Genomic DNA, 17,989 nt, shown 5'->3' with positions numbered 1-17,989 from the left:
CGCCAGTTGTCCGTTGCCCGAAGGCTGTTATCTATCACTCTTCTTTGACCCGTGAAAAAGCTCCACTGCCGTGGTTACGGCGCACCATAGCCTCGTGCGCCCATGTCTTTCCTCGATTTTTACGGCTATTCGGTAGGCTCAAGTGCTCTGCGGCGGTGACTGTTCAGATGGGTCGGCGCCCGTTGCAGCCAAGCCCGCTTCACTTTCCACAGCGGATTGGTCCGGCAAGCGCCAGGGGCGCTTGACCAGGTAGAGCACCATGGCGTTGAGCACCGCGACGGTGGGAACCGCAAAGAGCGCGCCGGGGACTCCGGCGATGTACGATCCGGCACCCACGGCGAAGATCACTGCCAGCGGATGGATCTTCACCGCCGCGCCCATCGCCAGCGGCTGCATGACATGGGCCTCGAACAAGTGCACCAGCAACACCCCGCCAAGCATGATGAGTCCCTGGATCGGCCCCACGTAAACCAATGCCACCAACACCGCCAGGGCCCCGGTGACAATGGCCCCGATGACCGGGATGAAGGAGGCCAAGAACACCACGATAGCCAGGGGCACCACCAGGGGCATGCCGATGAAGAAGGCAACCAGCCCGATCCCCACGCCGTTTCCCGCGGCCACAAGGATCTGCACCCGCACAAAGCTGGTCAGCGTGATCCACCCGGCCTGCCCGGCCCCGTCCACGGCCGGACGGATGCCCCGCGGAAAGAGACGCACCGTCCAGGCCCAGACACCGGCGCCGTCGATGAGCATCACGATCGTGGCGAAGACGGTCAGTAAAGTTCCTGCCAACAGCCGGCCGGCGGTCTTGCCCACCAGCAATGCACCGGTGAAGATCTCGTTGCCGTGTTGCTGCAACTCCTTCACCAAGTTTCCCAGGTAGGTGTCCAACTGTCCGCTGCTGATCTTCAGGGACGAGGAGCCCAGGAAGTGCCGGAACTCTTGGTAGGCAATGACCGAGCGTGCCTCGACATCCGGCAGGCCGGAGGCTATCTGCGTTTCCACCAGCACCACCATTCCGCTGATGACCCCCACGGCAATGACCAGTGAAACGATCACCGCCAGCCATTTTGGCCACCGGTGGGACATCAGCCAGTTGCTGAGCGGTTTGAGGAATGCGGTGATCAACAACGCGATCAGGAACGGGACCACGATCTCTTCGAGCCGGGCGATCACATAGCCGATCACCACCAGGACCCCGACCATGCCAAGGATCCGCCAGGACAGCAGCCCGGCCGCATCTATCCCGGCCGGCAACACCCAGCGGCGGCGCACACGGGTTTCCCTGCTCTTTCCCGCCTCTGGTTCCTTCGGTTCCACCTGATCCCGCCTTCCATGCATGGCTGCCATCTTCGGAGCGCCTTGGACGCTCAAACTCTGTCGTGGAACCGAATGTACTCCCGATCACTGCAGAAAGGACCGCCCTGATGGCACTGAATCATCTTCAGCGCCGCGTGGTGCACATCTCTTGGCTCTTAGGGAAACCCCCGCAGGGAGACATGGGGAACGTGCGCGGGCCAAAATCCCGTGTATTGGCGCGGATTCCGGGGGCAAAGGGAGAGGCAAACGTGCCGCGGGAGAAGCGCCACGGCGAACCCGGGCCCCGCCACGATGAGACGTAGCGCCCGGTAGGGAATACGGTAGGACAAGGACATTTTCTTTTCGTTGGAATCGGTGACGGTTTTGACGTCCGTATTCTGCGCGGCCGGCATCGGCACGACAGGCCCGACACGAAGGCTAGATTTTGAACGGCAACGCAACGTTTAGGCACAACAACGCGGCCCTTTTGGCCGTCACCAGCGTGCAGGCACCGGTGGTCCTGAGTTCTGCCGAGTTCGATGAACGGCTGGCGCCCAGCCTCAAACGCCTGCGGTTGTCCAAAAAGCTGCTTGAACGTGTCGCCGGGGTGATGGAACGCCGATGGTGGGCCGAAGGCACCGAATTCGACGACGCGGCCGTGGAGGCCGGCGGCAAGGCCATGGCCGAGGCCGGGATCGAACCGGGACAGGTCGGGCTGCTGATCAACACCTCCGTCACCCGGCGCAACCTGGAACCCTCGGTGGCCTCGAAGGTGCACCACAAGCTGGGCCTTCCCTCCTCCGCGATGAACTTCGATGTGGCCAACGCCTGCCTGGGCTTTGTCAACGGCATGACCCTGGCCGCGAACATGATCGACTCCGGGCAGATCAACTACGCCTTGGTTGTCGCCGCCGAGGACGCCCAGCCCACCCAGGAAACCACGTTCAACCGGCTCAACGCCGCGGATTCCACGCGTGAGGACTACCTGCGCGAGTTCGCCACCCTCACCCTGGGCTCTGGAGCCGCAGCAGCGGTGATCGGCCCGGCCGATGCCCACCCCGGCGCCCACCGAATCCTGGGCGGGGTGTCCCGCGCCGGAACCGAACACCACGGGCTCTGCGTCGGCGGGCCTGCCGGAATGTACACCGACACCAAGGGCTTGTTGGACAACGGCCTCGAGCTGGTCGTCAACGCCTGGGACGAGGCGCACCAATCCGGGTGGGACTGGCGCTCCATGGACCGCTACGTGACCCACCAGGTCTCCAACTCCTACACAAACGCCATCATCAAGGCCGTGGGTCTGGTCCGCGAGAGGGTGCCCATCACGTTCCCCAAGTGGGGCAATGTCGGTCCGGCCTCGCTGCCGATGACGCTCTCGCAGGAAGCGGCGACCCTGAAGCCCGGTGACCGGGTATTGTGCATGGGGGTCGGATCCGGGCTGAACACCGCCATGATGGAGCTTGCCTGGTGAGTGAGATCTTCCCGGGTGTGGACGCCCGGTATTCACGGCGCATCATGGTTCCCTCCACCTCGGGAGCCGATGAGCCCGGGACCCGGCACCAATGGCACCTGCTCGATAACCAGGAGGAACTAGCGGCCAAGTCGATCACCGCGGTGGGCACCTTGTTGTGCGTGCACGGCAACCCCACCTGGTCCTACCTGTGGCGCAGCCTCCTGGCGCATGTTTCCACCCACGATTTGCCCTTCCGCGTCATCGCCGTCGACCAGCTGGACATGGGCTTCTCCGTGCGCACCGGGGTCTTCCGCCGGCTCGCGGACCGGGTCAACGACCTGGGCGACCTGACCCGGGCACTGGGGCTCACCGGGGCTGTGACCACGGTGGGCCACGACTGGGGAGGCATCATTTCGATGGGCTGGGCCCTGGAACATCAGGAGCAGCTCGCCTCGGTGGTGCTGACCAACACCGCGGTGCACCCCGCGGGCTTCGAACTCCCCACAGCGCTGCGCCTGGCCTCGAACCCGGCGGTGCACGGCTGGGGAACCAAAAGAACCGACGCTTTCCTGCGCACCACCCACTCCCTGGCCAACCCGTCGCTTCAACCGGTAATCCGCCGCGCGTTCATGGCCCCGTACACCAACGCCGCCAGGCGCACCGGGGTGGCCAACTTCGTTGCCGACATCCCCTTCACTGAAGACCATCCCTCCCGGGCCGCCCTTGATTCAATTTCAAAGGGCATCCGCTCGCTCAAGGTTCCTGCGCTGTTTCTCTGGGGCCCCAAGGACCCGGTCTTCTCCGACCGCTACCTGCGCGATCTGATCTCCCGGCTGCCCCACGCCTCGGTGCACCGCTTCGAAGGTGCCGGCCACCTGCTCACCGAGGACCGGGACATCGCCACCCCGGTCTTTGACTGGCTGGCATGCGATCATGCGCCGGCCCACCGGGCTCCGGCCCTGGCCGGATACCGTCCCATGCTGGCCGAGCTCGATGAACGCGCGCACGACACCTCGCTGGCCGTGGTGGACATCAACCCGCCCAACTCGCTGTCCTGGGCGCAGCTGGGCACCCGCGTGGACGCCCTGGCCCGCGGACTGGCCTCGATCGGGGTTGCCTCCGGTGACCGGGTGAACCTGCTGGTGCCCCCGGGCATCGAACTGACCTCGCTGATCTACGCCTGCCTGCGCTTGGGCGCGGTGATCGTGGTGGCAGATGCGGGCCTGGGAACCAAGGGCATGGGCCGCGCGATCCGCGGTGCAGGCCCCGGCTACCTCATCGGGATCGACCGGGCACTGCTCGGCGCCCGGCTCTTCGGCTGGCCCGGGGTACGCATTGCGCTCAATGAGCTGCCCGCCGCGAAGGCCAAGATGCTCGGCGTCTCCCACACCGTAGCGGAGCTGCTGGCCGCCGGCACCCAGGCGGCGCAACACGGGACGGCTTTCACCGCTGCGGACCCGGATGCCGACGCCGCGGTGCTCTTCACCTCCGGATCCACCGGCCCGGCCAAGGGCGTGGTCTACACCCACCGGCAACTGGCCGCAATGCGCGACACCCTGCGTGAAACCTACGACCTGAAGGCAGGCTCCGCACTGGTGGCCGGGTTCGCCCCGTTCGCGCTGCTGGGCCCGGCCCTGGGCGCCACCTCGGTGACACCGGACATGGATGTCACCGCACCGGCCACGCTCACCGCCTCCGCGCTGGCCGACGCGGCCGCCGCGGTGAACGCCACAGCGGTGTTCGCCTCCCCCGCAGCCCTGGCCAATGTGCTCCAGACCGAGAACGCGCTCTCCGAGGCCCAGCGCACGACGCTGCAGGGGATCTCGCTGATGCTCTCGGCCGGCGCACCGATCCCCGAACCGCTGCTGGGCCGGGTCCAGGACCTGGTTCCGGCGGCCAAGGTCCATACCCCCTACGGGATGACCGAGGCGCTGCCGGTCACCGACATCGACCTGGAATCCATCCGTGCTGCAGGTAAGGGCAACGGGGTCTGCGTGGGAACCGCCGTGGCCGGAGCCAAGATCGCCATTGCGCCACTGGATTCGGGCGGGGTCCCCGGAAGCGAACCCCTCACCGATACGAGCAAAACCGGCGAGATCCTGGTGCGCGCCCCGCACGTGAAGGACCGCTATGACCGGCTCTGGATCACCGAGGCGCTGAGCACCTCGATCCCCGGCTGGCACCGCACCGGGGACGTGGGACACCTCGATGACACAGGACGGCTCTGGGTCGAGGGCCGCCTCACCCACGTGCTGAGCACCCCCGAAGGACCCATGACCCCGGTCGCCGGGGAACACGCCGCCGAATCTGTTCAAGGCGCAGGACGCGCCGCCCTGGTCGGGGTGGGCCCGGCTGGCAACCAGGTGCCGGTGATCGTGATGGAAACCGTGCCGCCGGCCCGCCGCGCCGCGCCGGCGCAGCCAGAGCTTGCGCGCCGCGTCCGTGCGGCCCTCGCGGCCACCGGCATCACCATCTCCGCCGTGCTGGTAATCCCTGAGATGCCCACCGACATCAGGCACAATTCCAAGATCGATCGCAGCGCCCTGGCGCTCTGGGCCACCGGCACGCTGGCCGGGGGAAGGATCCGCAACCCATGAACGCGCGCGTCCCCTCCGGCACCCCTCGCTGCGTGCTGGTCACCGGTGCCAGCGGGTTGCTCGGTGGCGCCGTGGCCGCGCTGCTGCGCGCCAAGGGACACCATGTGCGCACCTTCCAGCGCGGGGCCTCGGACGCGGCCACCGATGAGGTGCTCGGATCGCTGAGTGACCCGGCGGCGGTGCGCCGTGCCGTTGACTCCATGGACGCGGTGATCCACCTGGCTGCCAAGGTCTCCTTCACCGGTGAATGGCGCGACTTCGTCGCCACCAACATCACCGGCACCAACACGCTGCTCGAAGCTGCAACCGAGGCAGGGGTCAGGGACTTCGTGTTCGTCTCCTCCCCCTCGGTCGCCCATTTCGGCGAGCCGCTGGCCGGTGCTGGATCCGGTGTCGCCGATCCGGACCGCGCCCGGGGAAACTACGCCCGGTCCAAGGCCGCCGCGGAACTCAGCGCGCTCGCCCGGGATTGCGCGGACTTCAAGGTCACCGCCATCCGCCCCCACGTGGTGTGGGGCCCCGGGGACACCCAGCTGGTCGAGCGCGTGATCGAGCGTGCCCGCAGCGGGCGGCTTCCCTTGTTGGATCACGGTGCGGCGCTGATCGACACCACCTATGTGGACAATGCGGCCGCCGGAATCGTGCGCGGGCTCGAACGCATGGACCAGGCCCACGGGCGCGCGCTGGTCATCACCAACGGCGAACCGCGCACCGTGGCCGAACTGATGGCCGGGATCTGTGCGGCCGGCGGGGTTCCGGCCCCTCGGCTGAACGTCCCGGGCTGGTTGGCCCGCGGCGCCGGTTCGCTCATCGAGCGCATCTGGCTGGCCGCCGGGAACCTGGTGCACGACGAGCCACCGATGACCCGGTTCCTGGCCGAGCAGCTCTCCACGGCGCACTGGTTCGATCAGCGCGAAACCCGCGAGGTGCTTGATTGGACCCCACAGGTCAGCCTCGATGAGGGCATGGCCCGGCTGGCCGCGCACTATGGCGGCACGGGAGCCGAGGAAACCTCCTAAACGCGGGGAACATCGCCGCGGCATCCGCCCGATCCGGTGCACACCGGCAAACGCCGGTTTTCCTGCGATAATTCTGCCCATGGACAAAATGCGGCAGACCTCTAAGCGCGACACCTCCCGGCGTGTGGCCTCCTATGCCGTGGCCATCCTGGGCGTCGTGGGATTGCTCTCCGCCGCTTCGCGTCCCTTGCGCGGCATGCTGGCTGACCTGCTGCAGGTCGTCCCCTTCGTGGTGCCGCAATCGGCCGCCATCACGCTGGTCTTCGTTTCCTTCAGCCTGCTGTTCACCGCCCGCGGATTGCGCCGGGGACAGCGTCTGGCGTGGGCCATCGCCATGGTGCTGCTGCTGGTCTCAAGCATCCTGCACATGGTGAAGGGCATCGATTTCGAGGAAGCCACGCTGTCGCTGGTCGCCGTCATCTGGCTGGCCACCAAGTACAAGGCCTTCCCCGTGCTCCCCAGCCGCGCCGTGGCCATACGGGCGGCTGTCATCGGGGTCGTGGGCTCGGCGACGGTGCTGGCCATCGCCACGGGCCTGGCCATGAGGGCGGATCGGCGGCACCGCCGCGACTTCGATGACACGGTGGATGCGCTGGTGCATGGGCTCGGCGGAAAAAACCACCTGCCCATCGACTTCGGTGGCCACTTCGCGGTCCCGGTGCTCATCGCCATCGGGTTGTGCGTCCTGGGAACCGTCCTGTGGCTGCTGATCTCCCCCCGTGCCCCCACCCCGCTGACCGGTTCGGCCCACCACGCCGAACGCGAACGCGCCAGGGTCTTGTTCACCGCCCACGGAGGCGGAACACTGGACTACTTCGCCTTGCGCGATGACAAGCAGTGGTTTTTCACCGGACACTCGATGGTGGCCTACACCGTGAAAAACGGTGTCTGCCTGGTCTCCCCCGATCCCATCGGGCCGCTTGGGGAGCGTCAGCCCACGTGGGCGGAGTTCATGATGTTTGCCGAGCGTTCGGGCTGGTCGGTCTCGGTGCTCGGCGCAGCGGCCGGTTGGCTGCCCGTTTACGAGTCCTCGGGGCTGCGCAGCGTGTACATCGGTGACGAGGCCGTGGTGGATTGTCCCTCATTCACCCTCGAGATCCCCGCGATGAAATCCCTGCGCCAGGCCCATCGACGGGTGGGGCGCAGCGGCTACACCACCGATTTCCTGGACCCGGCGACGTTGGATCCCTCCGTGCGCGAGGAACTGGTGGCCCTGTCCACCCAAAGCCGGCGCGGGGACGCCGAACGGGGTTTTTCCATGACCCTGTCCAGGCTGTTCGATCCGGAGGACAGCGGACTGCTGCTCATGATCGCCCGCGACGGCGCCGGAGCCATCCAGGCCTTCATCCAGTGGGTTCCGGCCAGTGGCATCGAGGGCTGGTCGCTGGATGTGATGCGTCGATCGACCGCCCCGGATTTGCCCAACGGCATCATGGACTTCCTGATCACCGAAACCATCCACCACGTCGCGGCGACCGGCGGCCGCGGCCTGGGCCTGAACTTCGCGATGTTGCGCCGGCTGGTGGCCAGTGAGCCCGAGGGCCGCCTGGCCAAGGCCTCCCAGTCGGTCCTGCAGCGCGCCTCCCAACGCACGCAAATGGAGTCGCTGTACAAGTTCAATGCCAAATACCGCCCGGAGTGGGTCCCGCGCTACGTCGTTCTGGGCGCACTGGAGGAACTGGCCACCCAGGGGTTCGTGATCGCCACCGCCGAGGGCATCACCGAGATCCCGGTGATCGGCCGATTCATGGGACGCGCAGGCCAATGACGCTCGCACTGCTTGCCGCATTGGTGGGAACCCTGGGCTACGGAGCCGGTTCGGTGCTTCAGGCCGCCGGTGCGGCGAAGGCCACGGGGCCCTCCGTGGTGTTCCAGCCGCTGTACGTCGTGGGCCTGTGTTGCGATTCAATCGCCTGGCTCGCTTCCCTGGTGGCACTGCAGGGCCTTCCCCTCTTTGCCGTCCAGGCGCTGCTGGCCGGTTCGCTGGCGGTCACCGTGGTGCTGGCGCGGATCTTTTTGGCCGCCCGCCTGGGCCGGCGCGACGCGATCGCCATCGGCGCCGTCGGCCTATCGCTGGTGGTCATCGCCGCGGCCGCCGGTCCCGAATCGGCGAGCATCCCCCCTGCCTGGTTAACGCCGGTGCTCCTGATCTCCTTGGCCAGCACCGGTGTTGCCTTGCTGGCCTTTTACAAGGTTGGCCGGCAGATGCTGTTGGCGGTGGTTGCCGGTCTGGCCTTCTCCGGGGCCGCGCTGGGCGCGAGGTCCCTGGTGGGAATCGATTCCCCGGTCCAGGTCCTGGGCCAGCCCGCCGCCTGGTCCATTGCCGGGTTCGGGATCATCGGCGTCATGGCCTATGCGCGCTCGCTCGAACGTGGCGCGGTGGGACCGGTGACCTCGGTGCTCTGGGTGATCGAAGTGATTCTCCCGGGGGCAGTGGGGGTCGCCGTCCTTGGTGACGGTGTGCGCCCCGGTTGGGCGATCCCCGCCTTCCTGGGGCTGGTGGTCGGGCTGGCTGCCTGCGTCGTGCTGGCGATGTCGCCCGCGCAGCCGGAGGCTTGAGCGTGTCTCACTGCCGGGAAAGTTCGCGTGAGGCAAAAACCAGTGCGTAGGGCAGGCCCGCCCGCACCTCGGACCATGTGTGGCCCTGGCCCTTGTTAATCCGGAAATAGACCGTTTGGCCACGGTCCTTGAGTTGCGTGGCCAGCTTCTGGACACGTGGAATCCCGCTTCGATCACCGTTGTCAAGGTAGAAGGCCTGGGGGTGCGTGAACTTCAGTGTGGGCAGGTAGTCGCTGGGTGAGTGCGCACGGAAGGCGGCTTCATTGCCGTTGAAGGCAACCCGCCCGCCTTGGCCGGGATTGCCGTAGCCCTCGAACGCAATGATGATCCCCCAGATGTCCTGATGGCGCAGCCCCTGGTCCAACGCACAAAAGCCGCCCGAGGACATCCCCCCGATGACCCTGCCCGTCCGGTCCGCTTGTGTCGGAAACGACTTGTCGATGAAGGGCACCGCCCGGGCGTAGATCCACGACTCGATCTTCGGTCCGTCGATGGCGTCCAGGCATTCGGTGTCGCGCTGTGGGCCTCCGTTGACATCGAAGGACACCACGATCATCGGCTTCACCAGTTTCTGGTCCACCAGCGTGTCCATCACAGTGTCGGTCTGCGCGGCGGCAAACCAGTCGGCAGCCGTTCCCGGATGGCCGTGTATGAGGTAAAGGACAGGGTATCGGGTCCTTCCGGAGGGGTCGTAGCCCGCAGGGGTGTATACCCAGGCGTTGCTTGCTGGCACGCGAATTGACGCGTCCCCGGGCATCCTCACGGTGAAGACCGCACTTTGTTCCAGCCGGAGAAAAGATCCTGACGGAGCCGAGCCGGTGTCCTGGCCAGTCGCTGCGGTGATGACGCGGTTGGCCGCGGTCAGATTGGGTACGTAGCCGGCGTAGGCGTTGGAAAGGAAGGCGGTGGCAACCAGCAGCAAGACCAGGGATCCAGCGATGCGTGCCGCGGCGCCGGACCAGAATCGGGCATGCGATCTGCGCTGTCCCCTCCGCGTCGGACGTTGGCACTTCAAGGGGTAATGAAAAACCAACAGGAAAACTACCAGCAACAGGCACGCGAGCGTCACCAAGGAGGCGAACCACCAAGATGACAACCATGTCGAATCGCCCATGTTGGAAAGCACGGAATCGGGGATGTTGATGGGTGGAACATCGGGTGAGGCAGATCGTTGGAGCACGGTGGTTCCTGCGTTCGTGGTTAGTTGGCTGCACACCCTTGGTTCCTGAACGCCAGCGTCACAGAAAACTTTGATGAGCACAAGATCGCGGGGTGGTCTCGAAGCAGTGCGCCCGACCTAGCGCCAGTCCGTCGCGGACACTCGGAGCCCACACTGAGGGTTCGCAAATCAGGGCGATGATGGTGATCCCGCGGCCTTGCTTCACGCCGGACCTGGGTTTCTGCGTGGATGCGGCCCCTCCTCAATGCTGCTGCCCGCGGAGTTCCTCGGAGGCAAAAAGGAGTGCATAGGGCAGACCCGCCCGCACTTCGGACCACGAATGCCCTTCCCCCGCGTTGACCCGGTAATACACCTTCTGTTGACGTTGTTTCAATTGCTCTGCCAAGCCCTTCACCCGTTCCAGCCCGTCCCCCTCACCGCTGTCCAGGTAGAAGGCCTGGTGGTGCACGAACTTCATCGTCGGTATGTACTCTTCGGGGGAATGGGCCTTGATTTCGGCCTCGTTGTCCCCGAAGGCATCTTCACCTCCGCTGCCTGGCTCACCGAAACCCTCGAAGGCAATGATGGTGCCCCAGGTTTCCTGGTGGCGAAGTCCTTGGTCCAAGGCGCAGAAGCCGCCGGCCGAGAATCCTGCCAGTATTCGGCCCTCACGGTTGGCCTGCGTCAAAAAGAGCTTGTCAATGTGCGGTACGGCGCGGGAATAGAGCCAGGATTCGACCTTGGGCCCGTCACTGGAATCCAAGCACTCGGTGTCGTACTTGGCCGCGCGGCTGATATCCAGCGACACAACGATCATGGGCACGACGAGGCGCTTGTGCACCAGATTGTCCATGGTGTCACCCGTTTTGCCGTAGGTGAACCAGTCCGATGCCGTGCCCGGGTAACCGTGGATGAGGTACACGACGGGGTAACGGGTTTTCCCCGTGGCGTCGTATCCCGGGGGCGTGTAAACCCACGCGTCAGCGGCCGGTATCTGCAGGTTCTCATCCGCAGGCATCGACACCACCGACACCGTGCCCTGCCCCGAAGGTGCCGTGTCGGCCGGTGGGCCCGGCTGGCTGCCTTGGCCCGCCGCCGCCGACATGATGCGTCTGGCTGTGGTGAGGTCGGGGACGAAATCGCCGGCGGAATTGACGATGAACGCCCCGGCGATCAACGCCAGAACCATGACCCCGGCAATCCGGGAGGTGGTACCGGAGCGAAAACAGGCTTTGGAACCGTTTCGCCTCCCATGCGTTGATCGATCCCGCGCGAGCGGGCAGCGGAAGGACAGCAGGAACCCGGCCAACAGCACACATAAAATCGTCACCGCGGTGGCCAGCCACCAGGACGATAACCACATCGATCCGTGGACGCTGGACAAGACCGGATCAGGAATAGTGATGCGCTGAACCTCATCGGACGAAAATGCTTCAAACACCGTGTCTCCTGAACAGGAAAATCACTGGTACGTTGCCAGAAGCTCCTATGCGCCAAGCCAAACAGAAAGTGCATACACATACAACGTTTTGTCTTCATTCGGTGCGAACACCAAGCAAACCCCGCTCATATCCACAGCAAATTTCCGCTGAAGCCTTCTGTGCTGTGATGCCACTTTCCCCTGGCGCACGCGCACGGGAAAGTGGCACTCAATGTCCCGGAAATGGCAGGCAACAATCCGCACAGTCGCTGCAGCTGGCCACTGAAGCGTGGATCGTTTGTCCCTTAAGCGGTCGCGGCCAGCGTGACCGTGGGTCAGCGGCTTTGGCCGTCTAGCTGCCGGGAGGCAAAGACCAGCGCATGGGGCAGACCGGCGCGGACCTCGGACCAGCTGTGCCCCACGCCCGGGTTGATGCGGTGGTGGAGGAATTGGCCGCGATCATCGAGCAACCTGGCCAGCTTTGCCACGCGCGCGCGTCCGAGCCGGTCCCCACTGTCCAGGTAGAACGCCTGAAGATGCGTGAACACCATCGTGGGCACGTAGGAACTTGGCGTATGCGCCCTGATAGCCGCGCGGTCTCCCTTGAATGCGAGGCGTCCACCGCGGCCGGGGTCCCCATAGCCCTCGAAGGAAAGGATGGTGCCCCATGTGCCCTGGTGGCGCAGGCCTTGGTCCAGGGCGCAGTAGCCGCCAGCCGAGACCCCGCCCAGGATCCGCTGGGTGCGTGTTGGATCAGTGGGGTAGGCCCGATCGATATAGGGCAGCACCCGGTCATAGAGCCACGATTCCATCTGTGGTCCGTTCATGGCATCAAGGCAGCCGGAGTCGCGTTGGAATCCCCCGTTGACATCCAGCGAAACCACGATCATCGCTTCGACCAGGTGCTGGGCCACCAGGACATCCATGATCCGGTCGGTTTCCCCGGCGACAAACCAGTCCGCGGCCATGCCGGGGTATCCGTGGATGAGATAGAGGATCGGGTAGCGGGTCTTCCCCGAGTCCTCATACCCCGGTGGTGTGTAGATCCAGGCGTTGGACGCCGGCACACGCAAGGACGGATCGGCCTCGAGGCGAACGATCGACACCTTACCGTGGATGGACCCATCGACTTGGCCGGGTTCACGGTAGCTGTTGCCCATGCGTGTCGCGGCAGCCCAAACGCGGCCTACCGAGCGCAGGTTGGGGATGTAGCTGGTGTACGCGTTGGCCAGCACGGATCCGGCACCCAGTACGGACAAGAAGCACCCGAAAATCCGTAACGCGGCATGGACCCGAATGCGGGGACCTTGAGTGCGCGCCCCTGGGAGGTCGAACATTTTCCCGCCGGTGCGACGTTTGCCCACCGCCAGACGCACCGCCAGCAACAGGCAGGCCATGCTTTCGGGCACGGCAAGCCACCAAGAAGCCATCCACGCCGAACCCCTCAGGGCGCGAAGCACCGAGTCAGGGATGAGCTCTGGCGACGCTTGATGTGCTGCGGACGACTCGTTCATTGTGGCTCCTGAACCCGGAATACAAGCGGTACGTTGCCAAAGGCTCCGGGACTGCCAGCTTCACACGCAAAGCCCCGCTCCCACAAGAGACCGAAGTCCCGCCCACTTCGCCTCAGTGCGGTCCACACGTGCAGGGAAGGCAACCGGATGATTCATCACGAATCGGCCACGGTACGGTGATCCGCGGTGGTATCGGGGAGCGAAGGGCACATTATTGCATCAAGGCCGTACGCCGTCCACTGGATCCCGTCCTGCCAGCAGCTCCTTGGCACCACGAATAACGCGGAGGCACCCGTTGAGCCACACCGGACAGAAAATCCGCACCCGAACCACGGCACTCGGAGTTGGCCTGCTGCTGGCGGTGATGTTGCTGGTTCCCGGCGCCCAAAGCCACAAATGGTCCATGCAGGCACAAGGCCCAACAGCTTCGGCGCAAGCAGCCGCCGGTCTCCGCGTCGGTTCACCACGGGGTGCTTCCGCGACGGTGCAAAGAATCGCCGATGGCCGCCGAAGCGCGCTGCTCATCGGAGACTCCCAGTCCGCTGGCGCCGCGAACGTTCCGGGAAACCGCACCTGGCCCCAGGAAGCCCTGCGCTCGGTGGGGTACGACGTTCACTTTGTCGGCGGTGGGGGCCTTGGCTTCGTGGCCTCCAAACGCGGCGGATCACCAAACTACCCAACGGCCTTGAAACAGCACCTGTGGCCCATGCCCGCCGAGCAACCTGCGCTGATCGTTGTCGAAGGAGGCGGGAACGACGCAAGAATCGGGGCCTCCAGGCAAAGAATCCTGCAGGGCGTTGATGAAACCATCAACGCCCTCACGCAGCAGTACCCGGGCTCGCATCTGCTCATGATCGGCACGCTGGCAGGGCTCCCCACGGTGAATGGGAGCAGGCGGGCGTCGGTGGACTCGCTGCTGGGTTCCTATGCCCGTGAGAGGGGCATCGCCTTTGTGGGTGCTGGGGACTGGTTGGCACGGTACGGCCTTGAAGGGCAGCTGGCAGATAGGGTGCACCTGAACCAGGCCGGCCACGATGCCCTGGCGACGGTCTTGGCTTCGCGCCTCAGGGAACTTGGCTTGGCCCCTGGTGATGGCACTGAGCCAGCCATTTCTTGGCAAGGCGCCAAGCCACGAACCAACGAGGTCGGAACAATCCGCTGAGCGGCTTCGGAGTCCGGACTCATATTGTCACCATGGGCAGGATCATCTTGACCACGGCGCCGCCGGCCGGCCCGGATTCGATCACTACCTCGCCACGGTGCAGCACCGCGATTTCGGCAACCAAGGCCAGGCCAAGGCAATCATGCCCCTGATTCGGACCAGAGCCAACAGTGCGTTATCCATGGCTTGGAGCTCCCTCTAGTACTGTTTGCTCCCTTGTCCAGCTGCCGGTGGTCAACATGTCACCGTTGGCATCAATGAGACGTGCGGCGATGCTGTTGGCGGTGAAGCGGCCCGGAGCGGCAAGCCCTTTCACGATTCCCGCGGTGCTGTACGCGTTTGCCAGCAGGCAGATTTCCGGCGCCGGCAGCCCAAACCGCGGATCCAGGATGTGGTGGACCTCGCGGCACCGGTGCTGCCAGCGCCGCTTTTGCGTGCTCGAGGGCGACCTTCTGGGCCGGATCCGTTTCCAGGTCCTGGACCAAGACCTGCCAACCTCCTGCCGGTGCGTGACCGGCCAATGCCAGATCCCCGCCCAAGCACACCAGCACGCCACTACCCGTTTGTTCGGCCACCGCCGCAACGGCCAGATCCGCGGCATCCGCCTTGGCTGTCGCCCCCAGGTCAAGCCGCAGGTCCGCGGGGACCATGAGCATATTCCCCTGAAGGCGCACGCGCTTCCACCCGGGAGTTCGGCGAACCATCGGCTCGTAGAGGTTTTGGATGCCCCGGGGATGGAGTTGGACGGATGTGAGGTCACGGTCGTATCCGAGGTTTTCCAGGTCCCTGCCGAGGGCGGGATCCACGGCTCCCCCGGTCCAGCAGCTTGCGGCGCACCAAGCGGGCAAGGATGGGGCTGATCGCTGCACCTGCGGCCAAGGAGGGTTGAACGCGCAACAGTTCCGACTCCGGATCGAAACGACTGCAGGCGCGCTCCACCTTGGCGATGACCTAGAGCACGATCGACTCGGCGACTTCCAGGCAGGCGGGGTTGGTGAGCGTGAGGGAGGCTTCGAGTCCCCACACGGTCCACGAAATGGAGCCGGTCACTTTAGGACCCCGAAGATTTGGCATGCGCGGCGGCGCCGTTGCCCGGCTTCACCAGGCTGGCACTGCGGGAACTTGTGCTGGTGGGAACCGGCTTCTTCAGCTTCGGCGCCTATTTGGCAGCACCAGTTTCGGGGATATAGTTCCCGGGTTGGTCCCGATGCCCTGGTGTGGTGCCGGGGTGGTGGCTGCCTGTGTGCTGGCCGTCGCCGCATCCAGGCTGACCGCACCGAATCCTGCCACGGCCAGGCTGCCGATCGCCGCAACGGTGGTGATTCCGGCTGCGACGCGCTTGCCGCTGTTATGGGTGCTCATGGAATACTCCGTTTCGATGAATGTGCCTTGCTCTAGATCCAATGATCCCCACGTTTTCTGTGTGGTTACTTAGCCGGCGGCTTCCCCTCCAGCAGCCCCTGTCTTGTGGCCGGCTGAACCGCGCCGCCACCACGCAACAATGCATCCAGTCATGCCGGGTATAGGAGCACACCCCGGCAGTGCGGTGTTGGCATGCCGATCTGTGACTCCGAGTCGGACGGCTGCCCCAGAATCCACGAAGCAGACGTTGGTTTCATTGCGGGCACTCCTCCAGGCTTCGTTGACGTCTTCCACGACCTAGTCGGAGAACTCTCAGGTGTCCTTTAAACAGCGGCAGCGGAAGCTGCCCCCTGCGCCGCGGGAGGTGAAAATATCCGTCGGTTGCCTAAACCCTGCGACAGTCGGGGCTACCGATACCCGGATCCTGGCCCGTACCGGAGAGTCCCGTAGTCCCGACCGGCATCCGCTGAGTCTCTACATGGGCAATACCTAAGATCCCGCGCTACGGTAATAGCCACGGCCAGACCCCGACCACCAACATGACATGCCTCCAAAGGCGCTCCGTCACTCAAAGGAGAATCTTTCGATGCCAACCAACCAAGAACAAGGCCACGCGGCTCAGTTGCTCAGCAAGCCAGCCCGGCCGCGTCCGGATACAAAACCCGCACTGATGGTGACGTGGGCCGTTGAACAAGAGTTCGGAGGCATGACCGCCATGTGCCTCAAACGAGCCGGACTTTTCCACGATCGCGGCGTTCCAAGCGCCATCGTCACCTTCGACGCCAATCCCCAGCTGGATTCAACCCGGGCGGCTTTGAGAGCAAGCCAAAGGCTACACAGCGAGGTTCCGTTGCTGAACCTGCACGAGTACTATGCCGAACGCCCGGAAAACAAAAATCCCGATTCCACGCCCATCGGGAACGACTCATCGATCCCGTGGACGGAATCAACACGTCTCCACCGGTCTCTCGACGGCACGGTCCTCCAAATCAGCTACACCGCTCAGGGGAACGACAAGCTGCTCCGACGTGAATACCTGCGGAGCGACGGCACCACCTATCTGGTTGACAGCACGTTGCCCGCTCCGCATGATCCCACGAAGGTCTTCAGGTTGATCCACCTTCTGGCTTCCGACGGCACGTTGGAATACGAATTCACCAGTGCGGCCCGGCTGTACCGCCATTGGCTCAGCGAACTGGTCGAGCGGACGAACGCGGATGTGATCATTGACAGCAAGTTCGCCGCCGGGTTCCTGTATGCCTGGGAGCATCCACATGCCCTGAAATTCGTCAATTTCCACAGTACGCATGTTGCCGCCGGCCAAGACCCACTGACCGGCATGCTGTCCTCGGCCCATTCGAAGATCATCGAGAACAGGGATCTCTGGGATGGCATCACCTTCCTGACCGAATCCCAGCGCAGCGCTTTCATTAAACGATTCGGCAACGGATCCAACACCTTGGTCATCAGCAACCCCGTGGATCGGCCGCGCTCCTTGCCTGCCTTCGAGACCCGCAAACCCGGCAAGGTGCTCCATGTGGGGCGGTTCACCAAGGGCAAGAATATCTCCGCCGTGATTGACATCGTCGACGCGGTTGCCCGGGCTGGTATACCGGTCCATCTGGATCTGGTCGGTGACGGGGAGCAGCGCGAGGCGTTGGAGAACCACATCGTCGAACTCGGGATCCAGGACCTCGTGAGCTTCCACGGTCACGTCAATGATGTACCGCACCAACTGGAATCCGCACGTGTCTTGTTGTTGTGCAGCAAATTCGAGGGGCAGTCCCTGGCCGTCCTCGAAGCCCAAGCCCACGGCTGTGCGCCGGTCGCCTACGACGTTGATTTCGGCCCCCGGGACGTCATCGAAAACGAACGCAACGGGTTCCTCATCCCCTACGGGGACGTAACCTCCGCAGCCGCGGCGGTGGCCAGGTTGCTAGGCGATGACACGCTTTGCTCCGCAATGTCGGTGCAAGGCCATGAAACGGCGAAACACTTTGGCAGTGATCAGATATTCGACCAATGGCAGGAATCGCTGAGCCGTGCCCGGGCGAACAAGAAAACGCGAGAGGCGTTGGCTTCCAGCAAGGCCTATCTGAGCGGCATGAAGCTTCACCCCGATGGCGATGTCGACCTCGAGGTGGCCGTTGACACCGGCTCCGCAGAGCTGACCGGGCTGCTGCTAATCGCCTGTGAGCGGGGCACCGATGCCAACAAGGGCAAGCACTATGAACCGTATTCAGCCACGGAGGGTGTTTATAGCTTCAGAGTCCCTGGATCGCTGCGCGCCGATCTTTCCGGATCGGACGCGGTGGACATCAGCGTGGTCATGGATGTTGGCGGCTTGAGCCGATCCATCCGCCTTGGCACCAAGGACCGCCTTCGCTCAACTCCGTATTTCACGGTCCATGGAAACCTGAGTTTCAAGTGAATGCCGTCGCA

Annotated in this window: 13 protein-coding genes; 7 read left to right on the top strand and 6 right to left on the bottom strand. The window is 64.7% G+C overall.

The window, feature by feature from the left end; genetic code table 11:
• Nucleotides 1-138 precede the first annotated feature (138 nt).
• Nucleotides 139-1,323 (bottom strand): AI-2E family transporter, encoded by a 1,185-nt coding sequence (locus ABEA12_RS04800; protein WP_210100639.1) that lies wholly within the window; start codon nucleotides 1,321-1,323, stop codon nucleotides 139-141.
• A gap of 424 nt (nucleotides 1,324-1,747) precedes the next feature.
• On the opposite strand from ABEA12_RS04800, the gene ABEA12_RS04795 reads away from it, so the two are divergent.
• The 5 genes from ABEA12_RS04795 to ABEA12_RS04775 all read left to right on the top strand — a co-directional run bounded on the left by ABEA12_RS04795 (nucleotide 1,748) and on the right by ABEA12_RS04775 (nucleotide 8,930).
• Nucleotides 1,748-2,773, top strand: a complete 1,026-nt coding sequence (locus tag ABEA12_RS04795) for a 3-oxoacyl-ACP synthase III (RefSeq protein ID WP_210100638.1) — start codon at nucleotides 1,748-1,750, stop codon at nucleotides 2,771-2,773.
• Nucleotides 2,770-5,352 (top strand): alpha/beta fold hydrolase, encoded by a 2,583-nt coding sequence (locus ABEA12_RS04790; RefSeq protein ID WP_210100637.1) that lies wholly within the window; start codon nucleotides 2,770-2,772, stop codon nucleotides 5,350-5,352. Before ABEA12_RS04795 ends, ABEA12_RS04790 begins: the two co-directional genes overlap by 4 nt.
• A complete protein-coding gene (locus ABEA12_RS04785) occupies nucleotides 5,349-6,371 on the top strand; it encodes an NAD-dependent epimerase/dehydratase family protein (RefSeq protein WP_210100636.1) in 1,023 nt (340 codons plus the stop codon). Before ABEA12_RS04790 ends, ABEA12_RS04785 begins: the two co-directional genes overlap by 4 nt.
• A 79-nt stretch (nucleotides 6,372-6,450) precedes the next feature.
• On the top strand, nucleotides 6,451-8,139 hold the full coding sequence (locus ABEA12_RS04780) for a bifunctional lysylphosphatidylglycerol flippase/synthetase MprF (RefSeq protein WP_210100635.1): 1,689 nt from the start codon (nucleotides 6,451-6,453) through the stop codon (nucleotides 8,137-8,139).
• Nucleotides 8,136-8,930: a hypothetical protein gene (locus ABEA12_RS04775; RefSeq protein ID WP_210100634.1), complete on the top strand. Its 795-nt coding sequence runs from the start codon at nucleotides 8,136-8,138 to the stop codon at nucleotides 8,928-8,930. Before ABEA12_RS04780 ends, ABEA12_RS04775 begins: the two co-directional genes overlap by 4 nt.
• A gap of 7 nt (nucleotides 8,931-8,937) precedes the next feature.
• Here ABEA12_RS04775 and ABEA12_RS04770 read toward each other — a convergent pair whose 3' ends face one another.
• From ABEA12_RS04770 to ABEA12_RS04760, 3 genes are all read right to left on the bottom strand, one after another.
• Nucleotides 8,938-10,110, bottom strand: a complete 1,173-nt coding sequence (locus ABEA12_RS04770; protein WP_210100633.1) for an alpha/beta hydrolase — start codon at nucleotides 10,108-10,110, stop codon at nucleotides 8,938-8,940.
• 241 nt (nucleotides 10,111-10,351) lie between these two features.
• On the bottom strand, nucleotides 10,352-11,530 hold the full coding sequence (locus ABEA12_RS04765; RefSeq protein WP_210100632.1) for an alpha/beta hydrolase: 1,179 nt from the start codon (nucleotides 11,528-11,530) through the stop codon (nucleotides 10,352-10,354).
• Nucleotides 11,531-11,844: 314 nt separating this feature from the next.
• Nucleotides 11,845-13,023, bottom strand: a complete 1,179-nt coding sequence (locus ABEA12_RS04760) for an alpha/beta hydrolase (protein ID WP_210100631.1) — start codon at nucleotides 13,021-13,023, stop codon at nucleotides 11,845-11,847.
• 295 nt (nucleotides 13,024-13,318) lie between these two features.
• Between ABEA12_RS04760 and ABEA12_RS04755 the strand changes: the two genes are divergently transcribed.
• Nucleotides 13,319-14,185 carry an SGNH/GDSL hydrolase family protein gene (locus ABEA12_RS04755; protein ID WP_210100630.1) on the top strand — a complete coding sequence of 289 codons (867 nt, stop codon included), beginning with the start codon at nucleotides 13,319-13,321 and terminating at the stop codon, nucleotides 14,183-14,185.
• A gap of 254 nt (nucleotides 14,186-14,439) precedes the next feature.
• Here ABEA12_RS04755 and ABEA12_RS04750 read toward each other — a convergent pair whose 3' ends face one another.
• On the bottom strand, nucleotides 14,440-15,054 hold the full coding sequence (locus ABEA12_RS04750; RefSeq protein ID WP_345466697.1) for an FAD:protein FMN transferase: 615 nt from the start codon (nucleotides 15,052-15,054) through the stop codon (nucleotides 14,440-14,442).
• A gap of 277 nt (nucleotides 15,055-15,331) precedes the next feature.
• Complete coding sequence (locus tag ABEA12_RS04745) at nucleotides 15,332-15,547, bottom strand: hypothetical protein (protein ID WP_210100628.1); 216 nt, start codon at nucleotides 15,545-15,547, stop codon at nucleotides 15,332-15,334.
• A 586-nt stretch (nucleotides 15,548-16,133) separates the two neighbouring features.
• Between ABEA12_RS04745 and ABEA12_RS04740 the strand changes: the two genes are divergently transcribed.
• Entirely contained in the window at nucleotides 16,134-17,978 is a 1,845-nt protein-coding gene (locus ABEA12_RS04740; protein ID WP_210100627.1) for a glycosyltransferase, read from the top strand.
• The last annotated feature ends 11 nt before the right edge of the window (nucleotides 17,979-17,989 follow it).

This window comes from Paeniglutamicibacter antarcticus (genome assembly GCF_039544305.1).
GTDB classification, from domain to species: Bacteria; Actinomycetota; Actinomycetes; order Actinomycetales; family Micrococcaceae; genus Paeniglutamicibacter; species Paeniglutamicibacter antarcticus_C.
Note: the sequence above shows the minus strand (reverse complement) of the source record. Positions and strands in the feature narration are given on the sequence as shown.

What these genes read in the sequence shown, in the direction of transcription:
- ABEA12_RS04780 (WP_210100635.1), top strand. Translation starts at nt 6,451, where the DNA reads ATGGACAAAATGCGGCAGACCTCTAAGCGCGACACCTCCCGGCGTGTG.
- ABEA12_RS04775 (WP_210100634.1), top strand. Translation starts at nt 8,136, where the DNA reads ATGACGCTCGCACTGCTTGCCGCATTGGTGGGAACCCTGGGCTACGGA.
- ABEA12_RS04745 (WP_210100628.1), bottom strand. Translation starts at nt 15,547, where the DNA reads ATGAGCACCCATAACAGCGGCAAGCGCGTCGCAGCCGGAATCACCACC.
- ABEA12_RS04760 (WP_210100631.1), bottom strand. Translation starts at nt 13,023, where the DNA reads ATGAACGAGTCGTCCGCAGCACATCAAGCGTCGCCAGAGCTCATCCCT.
- ABEA12_RS04785 (WP_210100636.1), top strand. Translation starts at nt 5,349, where the DNA reads ATGAACGCGCGCGTCCCCTCCGGCACCCCTCGCTGCGTGCTGGTCACC.
- ABEA12_RS04740 (WP_210100627.1), top strand. Translation starts at nt 16,134, where the DNA reads ATGCCAACCAACCAAGAACAAGGCCACGCGGCTCAGTTGCTCAGCAAG.